This is a genomic window from Amycolatopsis sp. lyj-112 (assembly GCF_046549055.1).
Taxonomy (GTDB): domain Bacteria; phylum Actinomycetota; class Actinomycetes; order Mycobacteriales; family Pseudonocardiaceae; genus Amycolatopsis.
The window spans coordinates 116,556-133,280 of sequence record NZ_JAJPWS010000013.1; the positions used below are offsets into that span (position 1 = coordinate 116,556).

Annotated in this window: 22 protein-coding genes and 1 tRNA gene; 11 read left to right on the forward strand and 12 right to left on the reverse strand. The window is 67.4% G+C overall.

What is annotated here, in order from left to right; translation table 11 throughout:
• Nucleotides 1-8 precede the first annotated feature (8 nt).
• From ACLJRL_RS32865 to ACLJRL_RS32875, 3 genes are all read right to left on the reverse strand, one after another.
• Entirely contained in the window at nucleotides 9-809 is an 801-nt protein-coding gene (locus tag ACLJRL_RS32865) for a response regulator transcription factor (RefSeq protein ID WP_410660227.1), read from the reverse strand.
• Nucleotides 810-1,096: 287 nt separating this feature from the next.
• On the reverse strand, nucleotides 1,097-1,675 hold the full coding sequence (gene mug, locus ACLJRL_RS32870; RefSeq protein ID WP_410660228.1) for a G/U mismatch-specific DNA glycosylase: 579 nt from the start codon (nucleotides 1,673-1,675) through the stop codon (nucleotides 1,097-1,099).
• Between the two features lie 247 nt (nucleotides 1,676-1,922).
• Nucleotides 1,923-2,570: a VanZ family protein gene (locus ACLJRL_RS32875; protein ID WP_410660229.1), complete on the reverse strand. Its 648-nt coding sequence runs from the start codon at nucleotides 2,568-2,570 to the stop codon at nucleotides 1,923-1,925.
• A 150-nt stretch (nucleotides 2,571-2,720) separates the two neighbouring features.
• On the opposite strand from ACLJRL_RS32875, the gene ACLJRL_RS32880 reads away from it, so the two are divergent.
• The 4 genes from ACLJRL_RS32880 (at nucleotide 2,721) to ACLJRL_RS32895 (ending at nucleotide 6,321) form a co-directional block, all read left to right on the forward strand.
• On the forward strand, nucleotides 2,721-3,224 hold the full coding sequence (locus tag ACLJRL_RS32880) for a GNAT family N-acetyltransferase (RefSeq protein ID WP_410660230.1): 504 nt from the start codon (nucleotides 2,721-2,723) through the stop codon (nucleotides 3,222-3,224).
• Nucleotides 3,225-3,239: 15 nt separating this feature from the next.
• Nucleotides 3,240-4,028 (forward strand): alpha/beta fold hydrolase, encoded by a 789-nt coding sequence (locus ACLJRL_RS32885; RefSeq protein ID WP_410660231.1) that lies wholly within the window; start codon nucleotides 3,240-3,242, stop codon nucleotides 4,026-4,028.
• A 107-nt stretch (nucleotides 4,029-4,135) separates the two neighbouring features.
• The gene (locus tag ACLJRL_RS32890; RefSeq protein ID WP_410660232.1) at nucleotides 4,136-5,824 is read left to right on the forward strand and encodes a bifunctional metallophosphatase/5'-nucleotidase; all 1,689 of its coding nucleotides are present in this window, start codon (nucleotides 4,136-4,138) and stop codon (nucleotides 5,822-5,824) included.
• Nucleotides 5,825-5,982: 158 nt separating this feature from the next.
• Entirely contained in the window at nucleotides 5,983-6,321 is a 339-nt protein-coding gene (locus ACLJRL_RS32895; RefSeq protein ID WP_410660233.1) for an MmcQ/YjbR family DNA-binding protein, read from the forward strand.
• On the opposite strand, the gene ACLJRL_RS32900 is transcribed toward ACLJRL_RS32895, so the two are convergent.
• Both ACLJRL_RS32900 and ACLJRL_RS32905 read right to left on the reverse strand, forming a co-directional pair.
• Nucleotides 6,318-6,845, reverse strand: coding sequence for a GNAT family N-acetyltransferase (locus ACLJRL_RS32900; protein WP_410660234.1), 528 nt, complete (start codon nucleotides 6,843-6,845; stop codon nucleotides 6,318-6,320). The two genes, ACLJRL_RS32895 and ACLJRL_RS32900, sit on opposite strands and share 4 nt — an antisense overlap.
• A 36-nt stretch (nucleotides 6,846-6,881) precedes the next feature.
• The gene (locus ACLJRL_RS32905; RefSeq protein WP_410660235.1) at nucleotides 6,882-7,274 is read right to left on the reverse strand and encodes a pyridoxamine 5'-phosphate oxidase family protein; all 393 of its coding nucleotides are present in this window, start codon (nucleotides 7,272-7,274) and stop codon (nucleotides 6,882-6,884) included.
• 36 nt (nucleotides 7,275-7,310) lie between these two features.
• Here ACLJRL_RS32905 and ACLJRL_RS32910 point away from each other — a divergent pair, with 36 nt between their 5' ends.
• Together ACLJRL_RS32910 and ACLJRL_RS32915 are read left to right on the forward strand one after the other, a co-directional pair.
• On the forward strand, nucleotides 7,311-7,712 hold the full coding sequence (locus ACLJRL_RS32910; RefSeq protein ID WP_410660236.1) for a DUF4279 domain-containing protein: 402 nt from the start codon (nucleotides 7,311-7,313) through the stop codon (nucleotides 7,710-7,712).
• 86 nt (nucleotides 7,713-7,798) lie between these two features.
• Nucleotides 7,799-8,452: a hypothetical protein gene (locus tag ACLJRL_RS32915; RefSeq protein WP_410660237.1), complete on the forward strand. Its 654-nt coding sequence runs from the start codon at nucleotides 7,799-7,801 to the stop codon at nucleotides 8,450-8,452.
• Here the strand turns inward: ACLJRL_RS32915 and ACLJRL_RS32920 are convergent.
• Together ACLJRL_RS32920 and ACLJRL_RS32925 are read right to left on the reverse strand one after the other, a co-directional pair.
• Entirely contained in the window at nucleotides 8,449-8,814 is a 366-nt protein-coding gene (locus ACLJRL_RS32920) for a hypothetical protein (protein WP_410660238.1), read from the reverse strand. The genes ACLJRL_RS32915 and ACLJRL_RS32920 overlap by 4 nt on opposite strands.
• Before the next feature lie 26 nt (nucleotides 8,815-8,840).
• Complete coding sequence (locus ACLJRL_RS32925; protein ID WP_410660239.1) at nucleotides 8,841-9,329, reverse strand: GNAT family N-acetyltransferase; 489 nt, start codon at nucleotides 9,327-9,329, stop codon at nucleotides 8,841-8,843.
• 50 nt (nucleotides 9,330-9,379) lie between these two features.
• On the opposite strand from ACLJRL_RS32925, the gene ACLJRL_RS32930 reads away from it, so the two are divergent.
• Entirely contained in the window at nucleotides 9,380-9,649 is a 270-nt protein-coding gene (locus ACLJRL_RS32930) for a DUF3892 domain-containing protein (protein ID WP_410660240.1), read from the forward strand.
• A 4-nt stretch (nucleotides 9,650-9,653) separates the two neighbouring features.
• On the opposite strand, the gene ACLJRL_RS32935 is transcribed toward ACLJRL_RS32930, so the two are convergent.
• The gene (locus tag ACLJRL_RS32935; RefSeq protein ID WP_410660241.1) at nucleotides 9,654-10,166 is read right to left on the reverse strand and encodes a hypothetical protein; all 513 of its coding nucleotides are present in this window, start codon (nucleotides 10,164-10,166) and stop codon (nucleotides 9,654-9,656) included.
• Between the two features lie 416 nt (nucleotides 10,167-10,582).
• Nucleotides 10,583-10,653: transfer RNA gene (locus ACLJRL_RS32940), tRNA-Gly, on the reverse strand.
• A gap of 112 nt (nucleotides 10,654-10,765) precedes the next feature.
• On the opposite strand from ACLJRL_RS32940, the gene ACLJRL_RS32945 reads away from it, so the two are divergent.
• On the forward strand, nucleotides 10,766-11,971 hold the full coding sequence (locus tag ACLJRL_RS32945) for an oxygenase MpaB family protein (RefSeq protein WP_410660242.1): 1,206 nt from the start codon (nucleotides 10,766-10,768) through the stop codon (nucleotides 11,969-11,971).
• A gap of 13 nt (nucleotides 11,972-11,984) precedes the next feature.
• The gene (gene dcd, locus ACLJRL_RS32950; RefSeq protein WP_410660243.1) at nucleotides 11,985-12,566 is read left to right on the forward strand and encodes a dCTP deaminase; all 582 of its coding nucleotides are present in this window, start codon (nucleotides 11,985-11,987) and stop codon (nucleotides 12,564-12,566) included.
• Here dcd and ACLJRL_RS32955 read toward each other — a convergent pair.
• Nucleotides 12,563-13,753 (reverse strand): FAD-dependent oxidoreductase, encoded by a 1,191-nt coding sequence (locus ACLJRL_RS32955; RefSeq protein WP_410660244.1) that lies wholly within the window; start codon nucleotides 13,751-13,753, stop codon nucleotides 12,563-12,565. The two genes, dcd and ACLJRL_RS32955, sit on opposite strands and share 4 nt — an antisense overlap.
• A gap of 73 nt (nucleotides 13,754-13,826) precedes the next feature.
• Between ACLJRL_RS32955 and ACLJRL_RS32960 the strand changes: the two genes are divergently transcribed.
• Together ACLJRL_RS32960 and ACLJRL_RS32965 are read left to right on the forward strand one after the other, a co-directional pair.
• Nucleotides 13,827-14,309: a MarR family winged helix-turn-helix transcriptional regulator gene (locus ACLJRL_RS32960; RefSeq protein ID WP_410660245.1), complete on the forward strand. Its 483-nt coding sequence runs from the start codon at nucleotides 13,827-13,829 to the stop codon at nucleotides 14,307-14,309.
• Between the two features lie 121 nt (nucleotides 14,310-14,430).
• Nucleotides 14,431-15,120 (forward strand): CAP domain-containing protein, encoded by a 690-nt coding sequence (locus tag ACLJRL_RS32965; RefSeq protein ID WP_410660246.1) that lies wholly within the window; start codon nucleotides 14,431-14,433, stop codon nucleotides 15,118-15,120.
• Here ACLJRL_RS32965 and ACLJRL_RS32970 read toward each other — a convergent pair.
• Together ACLJRL_RS32970 and ACLJRL_RS32975 are read right to left on the reverse strand one after the other, a co-directional pair.
• Nucleotides 15,114-16,109 (reverse strand): cation diffusion facilitator family transporter, encoded by a 996-nt coding sequence (locus ACLJRL_RS32970; RefSeq protein ID WP_410660247.1) that lies wholly within the window; start codon nucleotides 16,107-16,109, stop codon nucleotides 15,114-15,116. The two genes, ACLJRL_RS32965 and ACLJRL_RS32970, sit on opposite strands and share 7 nt — an antisense overlap.
• Nucleotides 16,110-16,139: 30 nt before the next feature.
• Nucleotides 16,140-16,661: a DUF742 domain-containing protein gene (locus ACLJRL_RS32975; RefSeq protein ID WP_410660248.1), complete on the reverse strand. Its 522-nt coding sequence runs from the start codon at nucleotides 16,659-16,661 to the stop codon at nucleotides 16,140-16,142.
• Between the last annotated feature and the right edge of the window lie 64 nt (nucleotides 16,662-16,725).

Consider the following 16,725-nt stretch of genomic DNA (forward strand, 5'->3'; position numbering starts at 1 on the left):
GGGGGGCTTCAGCGGGATGACGGCGCGATCGAAGAAGCCGAAGGGGCGTCGGGCGGGTTGTGCGCGTCGTCGGGACTCGTCACCAGGATGCCCGAGCGGAACGCGATAGTCACCGCGTGTGTGCGGTCGCGGGCCGAAAGCTTGCGCAAAATGCTCTTCACGTGGGTCCGCACGGTTTCCACGGACAGGAACAAGATCTTCGCGATACCCGAGTTCTCCAGTCCTTCGGCGACCAGCTGCAGGACCTGGTACTCGCGCCGGGACAGCGGCATCAGGCCGCGGGCGGTCGCCGGCTTGGGGGCATCGCCGGGCTTCGGGAGCACGGGCTGACGCTTCGGCCGCGCCGTGAGGGCGGCCAGCGTCGGGTCGATGTAGCGGCGGTCACTGTGCGCGCGCCGGATCGCCTCGGTCAGATGCCGCCCGTCGGTCGCCCTCGGCACGATCGCGTGCACTCCGGCGGCGATCGCCGCGGCGAGGTACTGCTGCGTGCGGTTGGTGTCCCGGACCAGCGTGATGATGACCAGCGCCGGGTCGCCGGCGCTGAGCAGCCGGGACAGGTGACAGTTCGGGTCGAGCGCCGAATCCAGCACGATGACGTCCGGTTTGAGCTGTTCGCACAGCTGGAGCGCGGCGTGGTGGTTGGCCGCGTGGCCGAGCCACTGCAGGCCGGGCGTGCGGTGGACGAGCGAACTCAGGCCCTCGCAGAAGATCGGGATCGGATCGACGGCGGCCACGCCGAGGCCTCGGCCGCCTGGTGACAGTCCGCCAGGCCTGCTGGCCTGCGTTCGGTTCGGCTCGATGCCTCGCATCACGGACCCCTCCGTTTTCCTGCCCCGTCATCTCCGGACGAGAGGACCTGAAAGTCCATTCGGTGACCATGGCCCCCCGGCGTGGTCACCCTCGTCAACCGGTCCCCCCTGCGGGACCGGACGGAAATAACACCTCGTAACTATTACGAGTCGGTAGCCCGGCGCGCGTGACGCGGTATCCCCCTCATAGATGTATCCCCTCGTCGCAGCAAACTCTGCGTATGTGCAGGTAGGTGATCTCCCGCTCGAATGAGCGCGGCCAGAGTGGATCTCGGCACGTTCACTACTCAGAGTGGACTTCGGCCCGGCTGGGCCTGAATTCGACCGTGCTCTTTAAAGAAGCGGCCGAACTCTTCCCCGAGCGTCGTGGGCGTCCAATGGGCGTTCAGACCGCTGGGATTCGGCAGGACCCACACCCGCGCCCCGCCGATTTCGCCCTCCTGCGGGCCGATGGCGGCCTTTGGTAGCCCGAACGCGGTACGAAAGGCTGTGATCCCGACCACTGCGAGCCAGTGCGGGCGGTACTCGGCGACCCTCGCGACGAGGAGCCGTCCGCCCTCGCGGAGCTCGTCCGCCGACAGCTCGTCGGCCCGCGCCGTCGTCCGCGCGACGACGTTGGTGATGCCGAGCCCGTAGCCGATCAAGGCGTCTTGCTCGCTGGGATCGAGCTGACGCGGGGTGAAGCCGCCGCGATGCAACGCGGGCCAGAACCTGTTTCCCGGCCGGGCGAAATGCAGGCCGAGCGCGCCGGAGTAGAGGCCGGGGTTGATCCCACAGAATAAGACGTCCAGTCCCGGCGCGATGACGTCGTCGATGGTCTTGCCGTGGGCGGCGGCCTGCTGTTCCTTGGTCGGTCGAGTCGTCACCAAGCCAGTCTCCGGCACCCCGAGAACGTCGGGCGGAGGCCTCCGGGCCGGATCACCGGGGGTGGCCAACTCACCACGACATGCGTACTGTTTGTGATCTCGCACACAAGGTCGTCTTCGAGGAGGAGTTTTGCAGTTCTCGCTCATCCTCGGCCTGGTCGCGCTCGTCTTCACGGTGGCCGTGGTGCTGGTGGTCATGGAAGACCGGCGGGCCGCGCGGCGCGCGGCCCAGCAGCGGCGGACGAGACTAGCGAACCTGGGCGAAGTCGATCCGCTGACGGCTTGTCGGTTGCACGCCGATCGGTGAAGGAACGGGCTTCCGCACGAGGCTGAGCAGCAGTGCCCCGGCGATCCAGCCGAGCATCGCGCCGCCGGTGTTGTTGAGCAGGTCGTCGACGTCGAAGATCCGGTAGACGTAGGGCGCGGTGCCGAAGTTCGCGGTCAGCTGGGTGATCTCGATCAGGAACGAGGCGGCGAGGCCGATCAGCGTCGTGCCGATGAGGCCGCGCTTCCAGAGCGTCCTCGCGAAGAAGCCGAGCGGCACGAACAGCAGCACGTTCATGGTGGCCTGCTGGAAGGTCTGGGTGGTGAACCAGTCGGCCATCGGCAGCCCGTGCTTGAGCAGCTCGGTGTGGATGTCGGCGATCCACTGGAACGGGTGCAGCTGCACGGTCTGGCTCAGGCGGTGGGCGCCGGGGCCGGGCAGCGGCAGGAAGGTCACCGCGAGCGTCATGCAGGCGTAGAGCAGCACGGCGGCCATGGTCAGAACGGGACGAAGGCGTACCTGGCCGTGCCGGGCGTGCAGCACGATCAGCTGCGGGATCAGCAGCGTCGCCCACAGCGCGAAGAAGCCGATCAAGCCGTACTGCAGGGCGGTGACCTGTGCGTTCGTCATGGCACCGACGTTATGGATCAAGAGGGTGGCGGCACTTCGGTCGAAGAGTCGCGCCTGGCCGGGCAGGATCGGCCAAGTGGCCGATCCTGATCTTGGCCGATCGGCGAAATTCGCTACCGGCACTTCAGCGGACCGTGGGATTCTCGCCGGATGGTGCTGGTTCGCCGCTTGACCGCCGGGGACGTCGACGTCTTCCGTGAGATCCGCCTGCGCGCCCTGACGGACACTCCCGAGAACTACGGCTCGGTCGCCGAAGCCGAGCGCGCGCAGTCCGACGAGGAGTGGCTCGCGAGGCTCGACGGCGACGCCTGGTTCACCGCCTTCGACGACGATCGGCCGGTCGGCCTGGTCGCCGGGCGGCCGCGTGACGACGGCTGGATCCTCTATTCGATGTGGGTCGCACCCGAAGCGCGTGGCCGAGGCCTTGGCGAGAGGCTGGTGGACGAGGTGCGTTCGGCCGCCGAGGAAGGCGGCGCGCGCGAGGTGTGGCTGCACGTCGCGGAGGACAACGACCGGGCGCGGCGGCTGTACCTGAGGCTCGGTTTCGTCCCGACGGGTGAACTGGAGCCGATGCCGAACGACATCACCCGGCGGAGAGAGCGGCTCTGTTTCGTGTTACCGCATTTACCTGTTACCGCCGGTAGCAGCAAATAGTCTACTCTCGCGTTCATGGACAACGTCGTCTTCGACCGCGCGGGCCACGGTGAGCCGCTGGTGCTGATCCACGGGGTCGGCCACCGGCGTCAGGCCTGGTCACCGGTCATCCCGCTGCTCACCCCGTATCGCGACGTCATCACCGTCGACCTGCCCGGGTTCGGCGAATCGGCGCCGCACGAGAGCGGCTACGGCGTCGAGTCCGCGGTCGAGATGTTCGGGCGGCTCTTCGGCGAACTCGGTCTCGGCAAGCCGCATGTCGCGGGCAACTCGCTAGGCGGCCTGCTCTCGCTGGCGCTCGGGGAAGCGGGTCTCGTCCGCAGCGTGACGGCGTTGTCCCCGGCCGGCTTGTGGACGCCGAGGCAGCAGCGGTACGCGCTGAGCATGCTGCGCACCCACCGGGTGCTCGCAGAGCGGATCCCCGAACGCACCGCGCGCCGCCTCGCCGCGACACCCGCGGGTCGTTCGGTGCTGACCGGGATGATCGTCGGCCGTCCCGACAGGCTCAGCACCCAGGCCGTCATGGACGACATACAGGCGCTCGCCGGCTGCCCCGGCTTCCGCCCGACGCTGGCGCAGGCCCGGGGCGGCTTCCGGTTCGCCGGGGTCGTCCAGGACATCCCGGTGACCATCGCGTGGGCGCAGCACGACCGCATCCTCGCCCGCCCGAAGGCCGTCGAACTGCGCCGGATCGCGCCGAAGGCCGAACTGCTGGTCCTGCCCGGATGCGGGCACGTGCCGATGAACGACGAGCCCGAACTGGTGGCGAGGGTCCTGCTGGACGGCAGTTCACGCGCCATGTGACGTTTGCTTATCGTCCTGCTTTCGACCCTGGTGATCGCCAGGTTCGCAAGGCAAACTCCTCCGCCGTGCGCCCAATTGGGGATCTCGGGGCGCGAATCGGAGGAAGAATGAAGTTCTCTACCCGGCTGGCCGTGGCCGGTGGTGCCGTGCTGACCGCGCTGGCCACCGTCGCCGCGCCCGCGTCGGCCGCGCCGAGTGCGACCACCGACGTCCGGATCGTCACGTTCAACGACCTGCACGGCAACCTCGAACCGCCGTCCGGTTCGAGCGGCCGTGTCACGCTGCCCGACGGCACGACCGTCAACGCGGGAGGTGCCGCATACCTCGCGACGCACCTGAAGCGGCTTCGCAGCGAGGTCCGCAACTCGATCGTCCTGTCGGCGGGAGACAGCATCGGCGCTTCGCCGGTGATCTCCGCGCTGTTCCACGACGAGCCGACCGTCGAACTGCTGAACATGCTCGGCGTCGACGCTTCCGTGGTGGGCAACCACGAATTCGACGAGGGGCTCAAGGAACTCCGCCGTATCCAGAACGGCGGCTGCCACCCGACCGACGGCTGCCAGTTCCAGAAGTCCTTCGAGGGCGCGAACTTCCCGTTCCTCGGGTCCAATGTGTACTACGAGAACGGCTTCCCCGCGCTGCTGCCGTTCAGCATCGAGTTCTCCGGCGGCGTCCCGATCGGCGTCATCGGTGCGACGCTGAAGGACCTGCCGCAGGTCGTCACCCCGGAGGCGATCAAGGGCCTGAAGTTCGGCGACGAGGTCCAGGCGATCGACCGCACCGCGAAGCTGCTCGACCTCTTCGGCGTCAAGGCGCAGGTCGTGCTGCTGCACCAGGGCGACAACTCCGAGACCGCCGGCCCGGACGAGTGCAAGGTCAAGCCGGGCGCCGCCACCGCCATCGCACAGAAGGTGACGTCCAAGGTGGACGCCATCTTCACCGGGCACAGCCACCAGCAGTACAACTGCGTGATCAACGACCCCGAAGGCCAGCCGCGCACCGTGACCCAGGGCGCGTCGTTCGGCCGGCTGCTGTCGGTCGTCGACCTGAAGATCGACCGCCGGACCCGCGACGTCGTGCGCGGCGAGACCAAGGCGCACAACGAGATCGTCACCCGCGACGTCAAGCCTGACCACGACGTGCAGACGCTGATCGACGAGGCCAAGGCCAAGGCCGCGCCGATCGCGAACAAGGCCGTCGGCACCATCACCGCCGACCTGGTCGCCAAGGGCGCGGCCTCCGGTGAATCGCCGCTCGGCGACGTCATCGCGGACGCCCAGCTCGAGGCCACGCAGTCGAACGGCGCGCAGATCGCCATGACGAACCCCGGCGGCATCCGCACGGACTTCGGCTACGCGTCCTCGCCGAACGGCGAGGGCGACGGCGTCGTCACCTACGGCGAAGCGTTCGCCGTGCAGCCGTTCGCGAACATCATGCAGACGATCACGCTCACCGGGGCGAACCTGAAGAACGTGCTCGAACAGCAGTGGCAGGCGAACGGCGTCGTCCGGATCCTGCAGATCTCGAAGTCGCTGAAGTACTCGTACTCGGCGTCGGCGGCCCAGGGTTCGCGTATCTCGAACCTGACGCTCAACGGCACGCCGATCGACCCGGCGGCGTCGTACCGCGTTTCGGTGAACAACTTCCTCGCCGCCGGCGGGGACGGCTTCACCGAGCTCACGAAGGGGACCGACCTCGCCGGTGGTCCGGTGGACCTGGACGCGCTGATCGCGTACTTCGCGGCGCACCCGAACGTCGCACCGCCGGCCGCGGACCGGATCACCGTCCTGCCGTAGCGGGTCTTTCGAGTGCTATGAACGGGCCTTTCCTTGCAAAATTTGCAAGGAAAGGCCCGTTCATAGCAGCGGGTTCGCCAAGTGACCCCGATGGCCGTCCGGTCCGATGCGGACATTCGGGGGTGGTTTTGTCAGTGACCCAGGGCACAATGGCCGCCATGACGACCTGGGAAGAAGTCGTGGGTCTGGCAGCTGTGCTGCCGGAGGTCGAGGAGTCCACGTCGTACCGCACACCGTCGCTCAAGGTCGCGGGCAAGAGCTTCGCCCGGCTGCGCACCGAGGCCGAGGGCGGGCTGATGTTGTTGTGCGAGCACGCGGAGAAGGAGGCCTTGCTGGCCTCCGGCGATCCCGCGTACTTCACCACGCCGCATTACGACGGGTACGGCGCGATCCTCGTCGACCTGGAGAAGGTCGACTCGACGCAGTTGCGTGAACTCATCGAAGAGGCCTGGCGGCTCAAGGCGCCCGCCAGGCTCACGAAAGGACTGGACGACTAGCGGAGTTCCCCTTCGAGCAGGCTCATCAGGTACTCGTCGTGCCATTGGCCGTCCTGGCCGCGGAACGACTGGCGATGCCTGCCGTCCACCTGGAAGCCGATCTTCTTGTACACGTGGAGCGCGGCCTCGTTGCCGGCGACGACCCACAGCGCGATCATGTGCAGCCGCATCATGTCGAAGCCGTAGCGGCAGATCACGCGCATCGCGTCGGTGCCGTACCCGCCACCCCAGTGATCCTTCTCGCCCAGGTAGATGTCCAGCTCGGCGCGGCCCTGTTCCGGCGTCGCGTCGCGGAGGCCGATGACACCGATCAGCGTGCCCACGGCGACGGTCTCGATCCCGAAGACCACGGACTCGTAGCGGTTGGGTTTCTTCTCCTCGAAGCGTTTGCGGATCTGCGCGAGCGACTCCGGATGGTCCGCGGTCAGCCAGCGCATGACCTCCGGATCGTTGTGCCAGCGCCACAGCGCGTCGACGTCCTCGGGCTCCAGCGGCCGCAAACGGATCAGTTCACCGGTCAGCATCGTCCCATCCCATGATCAGGTCCACGTCGGTCGAGCCTAGGGGGCGACACCCTTGAGCAGCCATCGGTTTACCGGGATTTCCAGCAGAACCCGGGCCCCGAACGGCTCGATCTCCTCGCCGGCCGCCCAGCCGTCGTACTTGGCCGCAAGCGCCGCGAGAACGTCTTCGCGCAACTTGTCGCGATGGACGCGAGCCAGGCCTTCGGCGACAGCGGGCGCGTCCCCGTCTTCGAGCGCGAGGCTGACGCGGGCGTCGTTGTCGACGTTGCGCACCTTCACGTTCCGCTCGCCGCTGCTGACCCAGAAGACGTCGTCGAGGTAGACGAACCACACCGGCGTGACGTGTGGAGAACCGTCCGCGCGAAGCGTGCAGAACCAGACGTTCCGCTCCCGCCCGAGCCGTTCGATAAGCGATTGATCACGTTTCACCTAGTCAGCGTGCCCGAAAGCTAGGGTCCGGGGCGTATGAAGGTCCACCAGTACTGCTACTTCGCGTTGAAGAGCGAAGCAGTGTCCGCCGCGGAGATCACGGCGCGGCTCGGCATGCGGCCCGACGAGGTCCTGGTGCTGGGTTCGAAGTCTCCCGAGCACCGGGTGCCGCGGATGCACTCGTGGGAGATCGTGTACCGCGGCGCGGATCCGGTCGACGACCAGATCGAGCGCCTGATCGGCAGGCTCGCCCCGGTCCGCCCGGGAATCCGGGCGCTGGTGGACGAAGGCGCGACAGCGGTGCTGCAGGTGGTCCGCTACTTCCATCACCGGGACGGCGGTGAAGAGTTCGGCTGGCACCTTTCGCCGGCGGTGCTCGCGTTCCTCGCCGAAGCCGCCGCCGCACTGGACGTCGACGAATACGACCTCAGTGAATGAGATCCGGTCGAGCCCGGTTCGCGGTGTGATCGCCCGAGATGGTGGGATGGGCCCCCACAGCCGGACAACCCCCGTTGGGAGCCCGCATGTCGAGCGAGAACTGGCCGCTGCGTCAGGACCCGGAATCGCCGGTCATCATCTCCCGGTCGCTGGTGGAGGACAGCTCGAACCTCGCGTTCGTCGTGCTGGACGACGACGGCGACTGGTTCATCAGCGACGGCAACGAGTTCTCCGAGGACATGGAACTCAACCGCGACGCGTTCGGCTCGCTGGCCCTGCGTGACGCGCTGGACCTGATCCCCGAACTCGCCGTACTCGCGGGGCTCCCCACCGGCATGGCCGCCGACTGGGACCCCGAGCGGCGCACGTGGCTGCTGAGCTCGGTCGCCGACTCCGATGACGACGACGAAGACCTCCTGGTGCGCGCCGCCCGCCTCGCCGCGTGGACGCACCCGGGCTCGCCGCTCGAAGAGGTCCAGATCAGCACCGAACTCGCCGAGATCTCCACCGACCCCGCCGCCCCGGCCCGCGCCGTGCGCCAGGTCGTGCGCGAGGCCGACGGCACGTGGCTGCTCGTCGGCTTCCAGGTGCCGGAGGATCAGGACTTCGAGGTCGAAACCCTGGAGATGGAGCACGCCGTCACCCTGTACCCGGACGTCGCCCTCGTGCTGAGCGCCGCGCCCGGCCAGGTCTACGACCGTGCCTCCGCCGATGCCCCGTGGGAACTCGTCGAAGGCTAGAGGCAGCGCAGCCAGACCGCGTGCCGCCAGGACGCACCGTCGGCCTCGATATCGACCACCCCGAGTTCCACGCGGGTGGAGGACATCGTGTCGGTGCCGATGCAGGTCGGCCCTGAGGCACCGTCGCGCCAGATGTTGTCGGAGCCGGTCCAGCGGGCGCCGGCCACGATGTAGCCGGCACCTTTCGAGTGGCCGTCGGGTGTCTCGGTGAGCCAGATCGCGCTTCCTGCGGCGTTCGGCGAGGCCCAGCCTTCGACGGTGGCCGGCTGGACGTCCCGGTTCAGCAGCCAGGTCGCCGTGATGGCGACCGCGACTCCGGCGACGGCGGCGGTGACCGCGTGCCTTTTGAGTTTCCCGTTCACGTCTCTCCCTGCGTGGACTCGCTGCTTCAGCTGAAATCGCAGTACATGACGTGCAGCCCGATGCGCCCCTGCGTCGGGTGCGCGAACGCGCCCGGGACCGTCCCGACGATCTTGAACCCGAGCCGTTCGTAGACCCGGATCCCCGCCACGTTCGATTCGGCGACCGCGTTGAACTGCATGCCCGCAAAGCCCTGTTCCCGAGCCCAATCCAGGACGTGCGCACACAGTGCGCTGCCGACTCCCTTGCCGCGAACGTCCTCGGCCACCATGAAACTGGCCGTCGAGACGTGCGACCCGGGGCCGCCGCGATTCGGGCCCATCTTGGCCGTCCCGAGCACTCGGCCGTCTTCGACCGCGACCACCGTCCGGCTCGGCGGCGCCTCGGCCCAGGTCCCGCGCGCGTCCTCTTCGCTCATGTCCGGCTCGTAGGTGTATGTATCCGCCGCTCGAACGACTTCGCGCACGATCGGCCACACCTGAGCCCAGTCGTCTTCGATGAACCCCCGGATCTCCATGTCCCGCACGCTACCCGTAACAACCGCTCCGCCCGGCCCGACTTTTGAGCATGGCCGAGTACGAGATCGTCTGCACGGTTCAGACCGGTTGTACCGCCGGTGGCCACATCCTGGCCGTCGGCCGTGTCGACACCGACTACCAAATGGGAGTCCTCGAGGTCTATCGCTCGATGGACAAGGGTGACCGCTATTTCACTTATGCCGAGGGCCTCAAGGCCTACGTGCGGAAATGGGCTTGCCCCTGCGGCGCGGGAACGCTGAAGTCCACTGCCGACGCGACCTTGCGGAACAACCTGGACAGCCTGCCGCTCTGTGGCTGACGGCTCAGCGATTCCGGAGCCATCGCCAGAAGAAGATGAGGCCCACGACCAGTCCGGCGCCCGCGAGTGAGAGGCCGACCCGGCCCATGGTCGTGCCGCTCTCCTTCTCCTTCCGTGTTCCAGGAGGAAGTTCGGCCGAGATCCGGTCTGCCATCGCTTGTATTCCTTGGCGGTCTTGTTCATCCAATACGCCGTCATATGCAGCCTCGGCAAGTGACTTCCTCACCTGATTGTTCTGCGCCGAAGAGAAGCCCGGGAAATCGAGTGAGGAGCTCCCGATAATGCCGGAGCCCGTGCAATTCAGAGGTTCACCAGTGGTCGCATCGACATAGCGGGCGGTCGGGCCGCATTCGTCGTTCACATGGGCGAAAACAAGGGTGTACGGCCCCGGCGCGTTGTCCAACGTCCGGCCGACCATGAAGAGGATCCCACCGACGAGCAACAGCGGAAGTGCCAGCGCTGCCAGTAACACGAATATCACGCCGGCCGCGGTGCTGTCGCCGAACCTTCTCTTCACGCGCCAGACGATAACAGCGGCGGTCGTGGCTGTGTGGAAATAGGGACACTCAACGTCCCTATTTCCACACAGGCCCATGCCACGATGTAGTCAGCCGTCAAGCCTTAACGGATTAGCTTGGTGAATTATCGAACGTTCAGAACGTAACGAAGTTCGCGGCCTCGGGCGGCGCTCATCTACCAGCGAGCGACCAGCGACGCCGACGAACGGATCGCCGGCAGGCTGTCGAAGCTCGTCGACAAGCACCGGAAGGGCAGCACGAAAGAAGAAGCTGATGCCCCAGACGAAGATCAAGACGGCCAACCGGTCCCGGTCGGCTAAGGGCACGTTAATGGCCCGGCGAGCAGCGTCAGCGAGACAAAGCGAAAGCCCCAGGTCCAAAGTGGACATCCACTGACCTGGGGCTTTCGCATCTGAGCGGATGACGGGAATCGAACCCGCGTATTCAGCTTGGGAAGCTGATGTTCTACCATTGAACTACATCCGCAGTGCTCGGCCAGCATACATGGTCCGGATCTCTCCTTGCCAAGCCCCCGGCCGACCTTGACGTCGCCGCCTCCAAGTGACAACACTTGTTGTCTACGTCGGAGGTGAGCCGGATGGACGAGAGGCTGCCCGACCCCGAGCTGTTCCGCGAAGGCGGGTTCCGGGTCGCGTCGAGGCTGTTCATCGAAGGCGACATCAGGGGTGATGAGCGTCAGGTCGCCCGGCTGCGGCGGTTCGCGCAGGTGCAGGATCCGGCCGCCGACGCGTTGGTGCCCTTGTTGCGAAAGGGTGGCCACGGGTTGTTCGAACAGGCGCTGCGGCAAGGTATCGACAGCGTCGAAGACCCGCCGAAGGAGCTCGAAGCGTTCTTCAGGGATGTCGAGGCGACGCCGTATTGGGTCGACACGGACAGGCTCGACAGGGGAGCGCGCGCGGTCACTCGCGCCGGGCTGCTCGGGCTTTTCCCGCTCGGGGACGTCTCGCTGATGGGCGGCTATCTCGCTTCGCGCGCCACGAAATCGCTCGTCGGCACTGGCGAGATCGAGTACAAGGCGGCGCGGCGGCTGGTCGAGACGGCGACCTGGTGGATCCATGTGACGACGCCGGGCGCGCTCGGGCTCGGCGAGCGCGGGTACGCCTCCGCGTTGCGGGTGCGGGTGGTGCACGCGCATGTCCGCGCGGCCATGAATCGTCGCAAGGACTGGGATTACGCGGCTTGGGACCGCCCGGTCAATCAGGTCCAGACCGCGGGCACGCTCCTCCTCTTCTCCCTCGTCTACGTCTTCGGCACGCAGCTGCTCGGGATCCGCTACAGCGCCCGCGAGCGCGCCGACATCCTGCATCTGTGGCGCTACATCGGCTGGCTGATGGGCGTCGACGACGAACTCCTGCCCGCCGGCGAGGACGACGCGTGGCGGTTGCTGTGGCTGCTCGCGGCGACCGAGTTCATTCCCGACGACGACTCCAAGCGGCTCGCCGGCGCGTTGATGAAGTCCCATGCCGCGATCGGCGAGGGCCGGGGCGTGGCGGGCAAGGTGCTTTCGCATGTCTCGGTCGTGGCGCACGGGTCGATCAGCAGGCTGCTGCTCGGCAAGACCAACGCCGACTTCCTCGACCTGCCCGACGACCCGATCGCGCAGGCGGCGGTGGTCGCGGTGGCCGGCGTCAACTTCGCCGCCGAGACCGTCCGGCGGATGGTGCCGGGCGCGACGGCGCTCCAGGAACGGCTCGGGGCCGTCGGGCGGCGGCACTACATCCGGCAGCTGACCAAGGTCTTCCGGCTCGACCCCACCTACGGCAGGCACATGAAGGCCGCTTGACTACGCTGATCGCGTGCTCCTCAGCGACCGTGACCTCCGTAAAGAGCTCGACGCCGGCCGTCTCGGCGTCGACCCGTTCGACCCGACGATGGTCCAGCCGTCGAGCATCGACGTGCGCCTCGACCGCTACTTCCGCGTGTTCGACAACAGCAAGTACACCCACATCGACCCGCAGCTTCAGCAGGACGAGCTGACGTCGCTGGTCGAAAAAGAGGGCGAGGACCCGTTCGTCCTCCACCCGGGTGAGTTCGTGCTGGGTTCGACGTTCGAGGCCGTCACGCTCGCCGACGACCTCGCCGGCCGCCTGGAGGGCAAGTCCTCCCTCGGCCGCCTCGGCCTGCTCACCCACTCCACCGCGGGCTTCATCGACCCCGGCTTCTCCGGCCACATCACGCTGGAGCTGTCGAACGTGGCCAACCTGCCGATCACGCTCTGGCCGGGAATGAAGATCGGCCAGCTCTGCATCTTCCGCCTGTCCAGCGCCGCGGAGTTCCCGTACGGCTCCAACGAGGCCGGCTCGCGCTACCAGGGGCAGCGGGGGCCGACCCCGAGCCGCGCGTACAAGAACTTCCACCGCGTGGACACCTGGCGCTAAGCCACCGGCGCTTCCCACTCGATCCGGTGCTGCCACATGAAGGCGTTCGGGTCCTCCGCCGGCGGGTTCTTGAACGCCCGCGTGATGAAGAAGTCCCGGATCACCCGTCCGACGGGTCCGGCCGCCTTCGCGTCGCCGTTGCGCTTGCCGCGCTCGACGACGGCTTCGACGCGCTCTCGCCGGAGTCCTTCGTAGACGCCCAGTGCTTCCGGGATCGAAGGCACGTCACGCAGGCATCGCGCCAGCGTGACGGCGTCTTCGATGGCCATCGCGGCACCCTGACCCGCGGCCGGTGAGGTCGCGTGCGCGGCGTCGCCGATGATCACCATCCGGCCGGTCCGCCAGGTCGGCACGCTCGGGAAGTCATACGTCGCCCAAGGTCGGTAGACCTCCCGCGTCGCGCGCACGATCTCGACGGCCGGGGTGCGGTCCACCGCCAGGTGCCGGATCAGGTCTTCGCGCCAGGCGTCGCCGGTCATCGTGGCGAGCTCGGCCTGGGAGGGATCATGCTTCCGGGGGACGTTCGCGAACCACCAGACACCACCGTCCGGATGGACGACGTGGGCGAAGAACAGCCGTTTGCCGAAGGTCATGTGCATGACTCCGGGTTCGGCGTCCAGTCGCAACCCCTCGGCCAGGCCGCCGGTGTTCAGCAGCGGCACGTAGCGCGGCGAAGGCGCTTGCGGATCGATGATCCGCCGCACCCGCGACCGCAGACCGTCCGCGCCGACCAGGAGATCGCCCTCTGACGAGGTGCCGTCCTCGAACGTCGCACGCACGCCACCGGCGGTCTCGCTCGCCTCGGCCAGACGCTTGCCGTAGCGGACCTCGATGCCGCGTCGGACGGCTTCGTCGCGAAGGCTGATGTAGAGATCCGAGCGCAGCACGGTCTGGCTCACGGTCCCGTCCGGCAGCGGCCCGCCGAGGGGGAAGTCTCCGACCTCGCGGCCGTTCCCCAGGTGCATCTTGATTCTCGGGGTGTCGAACCCCAGGTTCTTGACCAGGTCTTTCAGGCCGAGCGGCGCCAGCGCGTCCAGCCCGTTCACCGCGAGCGTCAGGAACGCGCCGACGCCTTCAGCGGTCCGGCCGTACGCCTCGTGGATCACCGGTTGGTGCCCCGTCTCGTGCAGTGCGATCGCCGTGATCGTGCCCGCGATACCCCCACCGGCGATCAGTACCTTCGCCATATCGTTCACCTCATCGAATCTCTTAGAAACTAATTCGTTCTGTCGAACTAAATACTCGGTTAGGCTGGAGGGCGTGTCAAGTGAGCGAGCGGAACTGGTCGAGCGGATCCTCAGCGGGTCGCGGGCACTGTCGACCGAGACGGTCATGTTCCATACGGTCATCGCCGAGCAGAGCGGGCTTTCGGCCGTCGAGGCGAAGGTGTCGGATTACTTGGCCCGCTTCGGCCCGCAGACGCCGAAGGCGCTCTCGCAGCTCTCGGGACTCGCGCCGGCGTCGATCACCGCGCTCATTGACAGGCTCGAAGGCAAGGGGATCGTCGCGCGGAAGCCGCATCCCGAAGACCGGCGGAAGGTGCTCATCGAGATCGACGGCGCCCGGATGGCCGCCGCCGCTCCGCTGTGGGATCACCTGGTGAAATCGGTACGCGAAGCCTGCGAGAAGTACACGGACAGTGAACTTGACGCGGTGATCAGGTTCCTCGCGGACGCCACCGCTATCACTCACGACTCGACAAGTCTGATCACCCGAAGGCGCGAGCCCGAGCGCGACCGCTGACCGGTATTACTACTTTCGGGGGTATTGCCGTAACCAGTTCGTGATAGTTTTCGGCCCCGTGTCCCCCAATAGAGCGCGAAGCCGGTTACTGCTTGTATCACTCAGCTTCCTGTTGGGCGGTGTGATCGCCAGCGCGAGCTACTTGATGGTGACCGATCGGTTCGAGGGCACTGCGCTGAGTAACCTTTCCCTGAGTGTCCCCGACACCAAGGGCAGAGCCGGCGATTCGCTCGCGAAACCGCCTTCGTACTTCGGTCAGACGTCCTCCCCGGCGCCAGGCGCCCCCGGGTCCGGCTCGCCCGCCCCGACGTCCTCGGAAACCCCCACTTCCTCTTCGGCCCCGCCGAGTTCGTCCTCGGCGCCCGCGCCGCCGCCCGCTCCGGAGCCCGAGAAGCCCGCTCCCGTCCCCAGCAAGGCGCCCGCGCCGCCCCGTTCTTCGGACAGCTCGCTCGCCGGCCAGGTCATCGACCTCGTGAACGCCGAGCGTGCCGACGCGGGCTGCTCTCCGGTCAGCAACGAGTCGCACCTCGCCGCCGCGGCGCAGGGGCACAGCGACGACATGGCCGCGCGCAACTACTTCTCGCACACGACGCCCGAAGGCGTCACTTTCGACCAGCGCATCCGTGCCGCCGGCTACGACAAGCCCGGCGCCGAGAACATCGCCAAGGGCCAGACGACGCCCGCGAAGGTGATGGACGCGTGGATGAACTCCGAAGGCCACCGCGCGAACATCCTCAACTGCAAGCTGAAGAAGATCGGCGTCGGCGTGGCCACCAAGGGCATGGTCTGGACGCAGAACTTCGGCTACTGACCCTTTTCCCATCGTTCGGCGATGTCGCCGTAGCGAGCCAGTACCGCCGCGCGTAGCTCGGGATCCGTGCGCGGGACCGGTTCGAGGAACACCTCGGTGACATCGCCGAACGCCTCCGTCAGTTCGGCCGCCAGCCGGACGCAGGCACGTTCGACGTCCGACGCGCCCAGTGAGTCGTCGAAGTCGACGCGGGCGCAGACGAGGACCTGGTCGGTGCCCATGAGCATGGTCTGCAGGTCGACGACGGCCTCGATCTCGGGCGCGGCCACCAGGTGGTCCCGCACTCCGCGCACCAGCCTCGGGTCGGCCTGCCTGCCGATCAGCAGGCCGCGGTTGGTGCGGCCGAGCACGTAGGCGACCAGCGCCAGCAGGACACCGATCGCGATCGACGCCGCACCGTCCCAGACATGCGAACCGGTGAGCTGGTGCAGGCCGATCCCGGCGAACGCGAGCAGCAGGCCGATCAGTGCCGCGGAGTCCTCGAACAGGACGGTCTTCGGGGCCGGGTCGTCGATCATCCGCAGGTAGACCGACACCTTCTGGCCCGACTCGGCGGCGTCGCGCCGCACCTGCCGGACGGCCTGAAGCCACGAGACCGATTCGAGCGCGAAAGCGATGGCGAGCACGATGTAGCCCACGATCGGGTCGGACTGTTCGGTCGCTTCGCCGAACACCGTCGAGAAGCCCTCGTAGAGCGCGAACATCGCTCCGGAGGCGAAGATCGACACCGCCGCCAGCAACGACCAGAAGTACCGCTCCTTGCCGTAGCCGAAGGGGTGGACGCGGTCGGCGGGCCGGTCCGAGCGTTTCAGCGCGGTCAGCAGGAGGACTTCGGTGATCGTGTCGGCCACCGAGTGCACGGCCTCCGAGAGCATCGCGCCGGAGCCGGTGATGATCCCGGCGATCAGTTTCATCACCGCGATGGCGAGGTTGACCCCGCCGGCCAGCAGGACGGTCAGGGTGCTTTCGCCGCCGGATTCTTCACTCACCTTCGGCAGCGTAGCGCCGAATGGCGGATCTCACAGTTGACGCAAACCCTGCAGGACCCGTTCCATCAGCGCGAGCGCCGGATGTCCATCGAATTCAGCTTGCGTTTCATGAACGGTGACCAGACCGAGTTCGGCCATATCACCCAAAAGGACCTTTGCAACGCCGAGCGGAACACTGAGTGAAGCGGCTACTTCCGCGACCGAAGTCGGACGGCGGCAGAGTGATCGGACCGAATGGAATTCGACGCTGAACCCCGGCGCGCTCCAGGGCGCGTCGGCGCGCACCGAGATCATCGCCTCGATGGCGAAGTTCCGCTTGGACTGCGTGCGTCCGCCTGTGCGGACGTACGGGCGAACGCGCGTGCGTTGCTGGCGCGGCGGTTGCTGGCGCGGAGGGCGGCGGGCGGCCGGAATGCTGGGGATGGTCGCTTCCTGCGCCAGGCGGGCCAGCGCGATGGCGGAGGGAAAGCGGGACGGTTGGCGACCTGTCGACGATCCCGGCATCGCGAGGCGGTGTTCGGTGCCCGTGCGGAGTTCGTGACGGTTGCCCATTGAAATTCCTCGCCCCTTTTCTGCGATCGCCGAAAGGAACCTCGCGGACGGCGACGGCAACGAG